Below are 7,428 nucleotides of genomic sequence, written 5' to 3'. Positions count from 1 at the left end.
CCGGCCCCCCCGGCGGCCACGCGGGCGGCGCGCCGCCCGCCCCCCCGGCGCGGCGGGGGGCGGGGGCGCCCCCCGTTCCGGACCGACCGCGGCCCGTTCCGGACGGGCCTCGTCATCCCTGTCGTAGCCGCTGGTCGCCACTTACGCTGCTGTCATGACTCAACAGGTACGCGGCGTGGTGGCCCCCGGCAAGGGCGAGCAGGTCAGGATCGAGACGATCGTGGTGCCGGACGCCGGCCCCGGCGAAGCGGTGGTAAAGGTCCAGGCGTGCGGCGTCTGCCACACCGATCTGCACTATCGGGAGGGCGGGATCAACGATGAGTTCCCCTTCCTCCTCGGCCATGAGGCGGCGGGCATCGTGGAGTCCGTCGGCGAGGGCGTCACGGAGGTGGCCCCCGGCGACTACGTGATCCTCAACTGGCGCGCGGTCTGCCACGAGTGCCGGGCCTGCCGCCGCGGCCGCCCCTGGTACTGCTTCAACACCCACAACGCGAAGCAGCCCATGACCCTGACCGACGGCACCGCGCTCACCCCGGCGCTCGGCATCGGCGCGTTCGCCGAGAAGACGCTGGTGGCCGCCGGGCAGTGCACCAAGGTCGACCCCTCGGCCTCGCCCGCCGCGGCCGGGCTGCTCGGCTGCGGGGTGATGGCCGGCATCGGCGCCGCGCTCAACACCGGCAACGTCCAGCGCGGTGACTCCGTCGCCGTGATCGGCTGCGGCGGGGTCGGCGCCGCCTCGGTCGCCGGGGCGCGGCTGGCCGGGGCCGCGAAGATCATCGCGGTCGACGTGGACGAGCGGAAGCTGGCGTGGGCCCGCTCGCTGGGCGCCACCCACACCCTCAACGGCAAGAGCGCCGACGTCGTCGAGGCCGTCCGCGAGCTGACCGACGGCAACGGCGCCGACGTCGTCATCGAGGCGGTCGGCCGCCCCGAGACCTACAAGCAGGCGTTCTACGCCCGCGATCTGGCCGGCACCGTCGTCCTGGTCGGCGTCCCCACCCCCGAGATGAAGCTGGAGCTGCCGCTCCTGGACGTCTTCGGGCGCGGCGGGGCACTCAAGTCCTCCTGGTACGGGGACTGTCTGCCGGACCGCGACTTCCCCATGCTGATCGACCTCTACCAGCAGGGCCGCCTCGACCTGGACGCGTTCGTCAGCGAGACGATCGGGCTCGAGGACATCGAGGAGGCGTTCGCCAAGATGCACCGCGGTGAGGTGCTCCGCTCGGTGGTGATGTTCTGATGACCCCTCCGCCCGTACGCGTCGACCACCTCGTCACCTCCGGCACCTTCTCGCTGGACGGCGGCACCTGGGAGGTGGACAACAACGTGTGGCTGATCGGCGACGACCACGAGGTGTACGTGATCGACGCCGCGCATGACGCCGACGCCATCGCGGACGCCGTCGGCGGCCGCCGACTGCTCGGCATCATCTCCACCCACGGCCACGACGACCACATCGACGCGGCCCCCGCGCTCGCCGAGCGCACCGGCGCGCCGATCCTGCTGCACCCGGAGGACGAGGTGCTGTGGCGGATGCGCCACCCGGACCGCGCCCCGGACCAGCCGCTGGCCGACGGTGACGTCCTTACCGTGGCCGGGACGCAGCTGCGGGTACTGCACACCCCCGGCCACTCCCCCGGCGCCGTATGTCTGTACGCACCGGCGCTGACCACGGTCTTCTCCGGGGACACCCTGTTCCAGGGCGGCCCGGGCGCCACCGGGCGCTCGTACTCGTCCTTCCCAACGATCATCGAGTCGATCCGGGAGCGGCTGCTGACGCTGCCCCCGGAGACGGTGGTCCGCACCGGCCACGGCGACTCCACGACCGTCGGGGACGAGGCCCCGCACCTCGAGGAGTGGATCGCGCGCGGGCACTGAGCCGCGCTCGAACGGCGAGCGCGGGGCCGCCCGCCGGGCGGGCGGCCCCGTGCCCCATGACACCATCGACCGCGTGATCGACCTGGGCTACTCCCTCTCCCGCCGCTTCCCCGACCCGCCACAGACCGACTACCGGCGCGCGGATCCGCACACCCTGCGGCACGACCTGTTCTGCGGCGACGTCTACCTCGCCGATACGGAGACGGACCGCGAGCTGTCCACAGCCTGGGGATGGGTTCCGGTGCTCGACTTCTCCTGGGCGCTGTGCGACATCGTGGAACGGCTCGACCGGGACCCGCGCGGCAGCCGCTCGGCCACCCCGGTCCACGCCGAGCTGGACTTCACCGAATCGACCGACCGGCTGCTCTTCGAGCGCCGCTTCGGCTGGGTGGACATCACCGCCGACTGGGCGCCGGCCGAGGATGCGCCGCTGACCTTCAACCACGCGGCGCTGCGCCGCGAGGCCCGCGACTTCCTGCACGATCTGATCGCCGACCTCACGGATCTGCACGAGGGGCTCGGTGACAACCCCGTGGTGTGGGATCTGCAGTCGCGCTTCCCGCGCGTATGAGGACCGGCGATACCCGCGAGGTCCCGCGGGTGCCGCGAGGTCCCGCGGGTGCCGCGAGGTCCCGCGGGTGCCGCGAGGTCCCGCGGGTGCCGCGAGGTCCCGCGGGTGCCGCGAGAGTTCGCGGAGGTCCGGTGGGGCTGGAAACCGTCGCCGAACCTCCGCTCCGGCAGCGTTCTCGGGGGTTGAATGCCGCCGGCGGGGAAACTCCCCCGCGCCGCGGCACGGGGGCTGAATTCCCTCGTCGCCATATGTATCGACCGCCGAGAACCCTCCGCAAAGGGCGCTACAGGAAGCTGCCAGTCCCGAGCGGGACCTCGCCGATCACCGGCGTTTCCGGCCACCGGAGGCCCCGCTCGGCTCGCCGTTTCCGGCCATCATGTCCATGGCTTCGGCGGGTTCTCTTCATGTCCATGGCTTCGGCGGGTCCTGGGACGGTGTCATGGGCAGCAGGCCCAATTCCGCCGCCCGTACCCCCGCCTGAAACCGTGAGTTGGCCCCCAGCAACGCCATGATTTCGGCCACATAGCGGCGGTATGTACGAACGGAGACCGCCAACTCGCGGGCCGCGACCTCATCGGTGGCCCCCAGCCGCAGCCGCTCCAGGATCGGCCGCACCAGTTCGCCGCGCGATCGCTCGCCCAGCTCGATGCGCTCGCTGACCGAGAGCGCGGTCCGCCAGATCCCGTCGAACAGCGTCTGGAGGGTCTCGATGACGCCCGAGTCGCGGAGGGTGGAGGCGCGCCGGCCCGCGGCCGAGTCCGCGCACACCAGCGCGGCCCGGCCGTCCACGATGAGGGCGGCGAGCAGCGGAATGCGCGCCACCCGGACCTCCAGGGCGTTCTCGTCCCCCACATGCCGCTGTACGAAGCCCCAGTCCACGGTGTTCTGGGCGCACAGCATCCGCGTGCGCACGGCGTCGCCGCCCGACCGCAGCCAGCCGTCGAGCGCGCCGTGCAGCACGTGCACATGCGCGGCCTCCGCCGCCAGTACCACGTCCACCCGTTCCGTGGCCGTGCGCAGCAGGTCCTGCGCGGCGGCGTGCACTTCCTTGTCGTCCGCCTCGACGGCCGCGACCCATGAGTTCCGCAGCTGCCGGTCGCGGTGTTTGACCACCGTGGACTCGATGAGCGCGCGGACCGCGAGGAGTTCCTCGGTGATGTCGTCCGCGGGGCGCCCGTCGTCCTCGGAGCCCCCGGAGGGCCCGTCATCCCCCGGGTGCCGGGGCCCGTCGTCCCCGTCGTCGTCATCGTGCTGTCGCTGGACCCCGGCCCCCGCCGGCGTGGGAACCCTCATTGCCCTCACCCCCGTGAATTCGCTCAATCCACCAGCTCGCGGTCCGCCGCGGAGAGCAGCCCGAGCTCGACCGCGCGCACGCCCGCCTGGAAGCGGGAGCTCGCGCCCACGTCCCGCATGATCGTCGCCACATGGCGACGGTAGGTGCGCAGCGAAATCTGGATCTTCTTGGCCGCGACGTCGTCGGTGTGCCCCTCGCGGAGCCGCTCGAGGATCACCCGCATGGAGTCCGAGCGGAGCCGCTCGGCCAGCCGCAGATGTTCGTGCACCGGCATCGCGCTGCCCCAGGCCCCGGCGAACATCAGATACAGCGCGCGCACGGAGGCGAGGTCGGTGTTGACGGTGGCGTAACGGCCGTCGCGCTCGGGTCCGGAACGCCCGAACGCCGCCTTGCCGTCGACGATGACGGTCCCGTGCAGTTCGGCGTCGGTGACCCGGACGTCGAAGCCCAGCTGGCCGGCGCGCACCGCGGCGAGGACGCCGTGGGGGACCGCGAGCACCTGCGGGGTGCACAGCAGCCGGACGGTGACTCCGGACTTGGCCACCGCGGCGAACCGCCCCATCATCGCGAGCATCGGCCTGGCCCGCTCCAGGGCGCCCGGCACGATCACGCTGACGCTGTACTTGGCACCGGCCAGCAGACGCCCGACGGCCTGCGCGACCGCCACGCCATCGGTGACGAGCACCATGGGCGAGGGCTGTGGCGGAATGCTGCGATGCAGGGTCACCGCCGATTCGATGAGCTCACATACCTGCTTGAGCGTCTCTTCTACGCCGTCGGATCTTCCACTCGAATTCGACAGTTCTGACATGACTCCCCCATTGGCACACGACAGACCTGCCGCGTACCCGTCGATGAACGCCGAGCGGCCGCACGGCCGAGCTGCGGCCGCATGACGCCCGACGATTTCCCCAGCGTTTTAATCCACGAATGACACGGGCATCGGAACTGCCCGCTCCCCCCTGCATCGCCGTACATTCACGTACGTTCAAGTGCGCGTTAACCAGCGTGCGTTCTCTCCAGAAGGCCGCCCCCCAGGCCGTGCGGCGGCGAGATTAGTTCGCTGGCCGCGCCTCAGTCAACGCATCATAGTTGATAACGTTCGGATAAATCGGCCACGTCAGGAGCGGAAACCGACCCCGCTCCGCATCCGGGCCACGGGATTGACATCAAGTTGCACATCTGTCCGGAAACGCAGCTCGGACGATCGCGCTCCGGGTGCGCAACGCAGCGGTAGGGGCACGGTGCGCAATCACGACGGTGCCCGATGACCGCTTGCTGTCAGCTATGCGCCCACGCCGTCCCGACACGGTCCGCTATCTTCGCCCACCGCCGGTCAACGCCACGAAACCCCAGGCCACTTGGGGTTTCACCGCACCCGGCGACGCACCGCGCAGCGGACCGCACCGCCCCGGTTGTGACGCGCTTTACACCGATGACAGCGCTGTCCATGCACGGGTGCGGACGCGGCGCAAGGGTGCGATCCACCCCGTAACGGCCGAGACCCGCCCACCGGGTACGCCGCCGCGCTTCCGGTGACAAGCCACCTCAGGCTGCCGCACACGCGTCCTTCATGTCATCAATGAGCGCCAGTACGGCCCGCACGGACGGCAGAATCGCACGCCCCGCCTTGGTCAGCTGAGTACCGGTGGAGTCCCGCCTGAAAAGCCGCACGCCCAAGGCTTGTTCAAGACACTTGATCTGGTAGCTGATGGCCGGCTGTGAATAATCGAGTGCCTTCGCCGCCTCGTCCATCCGGCCGATCTCGGCGATGGATACGAAGGCACGGAACTCACGCTCATGCATTTCTTCCCCCTGATATCCGCGTGCAGGCCATATCAACGGATCGAATCCCGATCGGCAACAGCGGATGCAGGAAGCTGCAAGGGCCAACATGATCAATCCATGCGCCCGGACGGGCCCCGCCCCCGCCCTCGCCACCCGACCGGTACACCCCCGACCGGCACACCCCCGACCGGTACACCCCATCCCGCGCCATCGGCCTGCGCCACCGGCCCGCACCATCGGCCTGCGACCCCGGGGACGTCCCCCTGGGGCGCCGCGGCAATCCCCCGGGGCGCCGCGGCAATGAAAAAACCGCAGAGTCACATGGGTGATCTGCGGTTTCGAGAGCCGACTGTCGGGTTCGAACCGACGACCTTCGCTTTACAAGAGCGGTGCTCTACCAGCTGAGCTAAGTCGGCGTCCCCTGCAGTGTACCCGGCCCCGAGGCGTGATCCGTTCGAAAATTCCCGGGTCCTGGCTAGAGACATGGCCGCCCTCGCCGGTATAACGTCACGCCAATCCACCTCCGGTGGACTAGACCCCTCCTTTACTCGGATCGTCCGGCACGTTCCTGCCGGTGAAGGGACAGATCACCATGGCCACGGTCACGTACGACAAGGCAACCCGGGTTTACCCGGGCACCGAGAAGCCCGCTGTCGACCAGCTCGACATCTCCATCGAGGACGGCGAGTTCCTCGTACTCGTCGGCCCCTCCGGCTGCGGGAAGTCGACCTCCCTGCGGATGCTCGCGGGGCTGGAGGACGTCAACGGCGGGGCCATCCGGATCGGGGACCGCGATGTCACCCATCTGCCGCCGAAGGACCGGGACATCGCCATGGTGTTCCAGAACTACGCGCTGTACCCGCACATGTCCGTCGCCCAGAACATGGGCTTCGCGCTCAAGATCGCCGGCGTGAACAAGACCGAGATCCGGCAGAAGGTCGAGGACGCGGCGAAGATCCTGGACCTCACCGAGTACCTCGAGCGCAAGCCGAAGGCGCTGTCCGGTGGTCAGCGGCAGCGTGTCGCGATGGGCCGGGCGATCGTCCGGGAGCCGCAGGTGTTCCTCATGGACGAGCCGCTGTCCAACCTGGACGCCAAGCTGCGTGTGCAGACGCGTACCCAGATCGCCAGCCTGCAGCGGCGGCTGGGCATCACGACCGTGTACGTCACCCACGACCAGGTCGAGGCCATGACCATGGGCGACCGGGTGGCGGTGCTGAAGGACGGTCTGCTCCAGCAGGTCGACTCGCCGCGCAACATGTACGACCGTCCGAACAACCTCTTCGTCGCGGGCTTCATCGGCTCGCCCGCGATGAACCTGGTCGAGGTGCCCATCACCGACGGCGGTGTGAAGTTCGGCAACAGCGTCGTCCCGGTCTCGCGTGAGGCGCTGAGCGCCGCGTCCGACAACGGCGACCGTACGGTCACCGTGGGCGTCCGGCCCGAGCACTTCGACGTGGTCGAGCAGAACGGCGGCGCCGCCCAGGGCCTCACCAAGGCGTCCGAGGACGCCCCGGCCGGTCTCGCCGTCACCGTCAACGTCGTCGAGGAACTCGGCGCCGACGGCTACGTCTACGGCACCGCCGAGGTCGGCGGCGAGGTCAAGGACCTGGTCGTCCGCGTGAACGGGCGCCAGGTGCCGGAGAAGGGCGCGCAGCTGCACGTCGTGCCGCGGCCGGGCGAGACGCACGTCTTCTCGACCTCGTCCGGGGAGCGGCTCAGCGACTGAGGCCGCGGCCTCAGCGGCCTGGCGACTGAGGCCGCTGACCCGTCAGTTCGTACCGACGGCGCCGTTCGTCCGCTTCCCGCGGTCGGGGGGGGCCCTGGGGGTGGGTGGGGAGGGGGTGGGGGGCGGGGTTGGGTTTTGGATAAAATGACAGTCAATCCGCGGATTTTG

Annotated in this window: 7 protein-coding genes and 1 tRNA gene; 4 read left to right on the top strand and 4 right to left on the bottom strand. The window is 70.2% G+C overall.

Going from position 1 to position 7,428, the window contains the following annotated elements; genetic code table 11:
• Positions 1-154: 154 nt before the first annotated feature.
• The 3 genes from ACFXB5_RS07065 (at position 155) to ACFXB5_RS07055 (ending at position 2,449) form a co-directional block, all read left to right on the top strand.
• Complete coding sequence (locus ACFXB5_RS07065; RefSeq protein WP_385203462.1) at positions 155-1,240, top strand: S-(hydroxymethyl)mycothiol dehydrogenase; 1,086 nt, start codon at positions 155-157, stop codon at positions 1,238-1,240.
• Positions 1,240-1,878 (top strand): MBL fold metallo-hydrolase, encoded by a 639-nt coding sequence (locus tag ACFXB5_RS07060; protein WP_385203459.1) that lies wholly within the window; start codon positions 1,240-1,242, stop codon positions 1,876-1,878. Before ACFXB5_RS07065 ends, ACFXB5_RS07060 begins: the two co-directional genes overlap by 1 nt.
• Before the next feature lie 73 nt (positions 1,879-1,951).
• Positions 1,952-2,449: a hypothetical protein gene (locus ACFXB5_RS07055; protein WP_385203618.1), complete on the top strand. Its 498-nt coding sequence runs from the start codon at positions 1,952-1,954 to the stop codon at positions 2,447-2,449.
• A gap of 402 nt (positions 2,450-2,851) precedes the next feature.
• Here the strand turns inward: ACFXB5_RS07055 and ACFXB5_RS07050 are convergent, their stop codons facing one another.
• From ACFXB5_RS07050 to ACFXB5_RS07035, 4 genes are all read right to left on the bottom strand, one after another.
• Positions 2,852-3,742, bottom strand: coding sequence for a LuxR family transcriptional regulator (locus tag ACFXB5_RS07050; RefSeq protein WP_385203456.1), 891 nt, complete (start codon positions 3,740-3,742; stop codon positions 2,852-2,854).
• Positions 3,743-3,765: 23 nt separating this feature from the next.
• A complete protein-coding gene (locus ACFXB5_RS07045; RefSeq protein WP_385203453.1) occupies positions 3,766-4,470 on the bottom strand; it encodes a DNA-binding response regulator in 705 nt (234 codons plus the stop codon).
• Positions 4,471-5,291: 821 nt separating this feature from the next.
• Positions 5,292-5,549 (bottom strand): LysR family transcriptional regulator, encoded by a 258-nt coding sequence (locus ACFXB5_RS07040; protein WP_385203451.1) that lies wholly within the window; start codon positions 5,547-5,549, stop codon positions 5,292-5,294.
• A gap of 325 nt (positions 5,550-5,874) precedes the next feature.
• Positions 5,875-5,947 (bottom strand) — tRNA-Thr (locus ACFXB5_RS07035).
• Between the two features lie 176 nt (positions 5,948-6,123).
• Between ACFXB5_RS07035 and ACFXB5_RS07030 the strand changes: the two genes are divergently transcribed.
• The gene (locus ACFXB5_RS07030; RefSeq protein WP_385203616.1) at positions 6,124-7,260 is read left to right on the top strand and encodes an ABC transporter ATP-binding protein; all 1,137 of its coding nucleotides are present in this window, start codon (positions 6,124-6,126) and stop codon (positions 7,258-7,260) included.
• The last annotated feature ends 168 nt before the right edge of the window (positions 7,261-7,428 follow it).

The sequence above is a fragment of the Streptomyces sp. NPDC059455 genome (assembly GCF_042750115.1).
In the GTDB taxonomy this organism is placed as follows: Bacteria; Actinomycetota; Actinomycetes; order Streptomycetales; family Streptomycetaceae; genus Streptomyces; species Streptomyces endocoffeicus.
The sequence above is the reverse complement of the archived record's forward strand: the minus strand, read 5'-3'. Positions and strand labels throughout refer to the sequence as shown.

Excerpts from the sequence above, each read along its gene's own strand:
- ACFXB5_RS07065 (WP_385203462.1), top strand. The coding sequence starts at position 155 with ATGACTCAACAGGTACGCGGCGTGGTGGCCCCCGGCAAGGGCGAGCAG.
- ACFXB5_RS07060 (WP_385203459.1), top strand. The coding sequence starts at position 1,240 with ATGACCCCTCCGCCCGTACGCGTCGACCACCTCGTCACCTCCGGCACC.
- ACFXB5_RS07050 (WP_385203456.1), bottom strand. The coding sequence starts at position 3,742 with ATGAGGGTTCCCACGCCGGCGGGGGCCGGGGTCCAGCGACAGCACGAT.
- ACFXB5_RS07040 (WP_385203451.1), bottom strand. The coding sequence starts at position 5,549 with ATGCATGAGCGTGAGTTCCGTGCCTTCGTATCCATCGCCGAGATCGGC.
- ACFXB5_RS07030 (WP_385203616.1), top strand. The coding sequence starts at position 6,124 with ATGGCCACGGTCACGTACGACAAGGCAACCCGGGTTTACCCGGGCACC.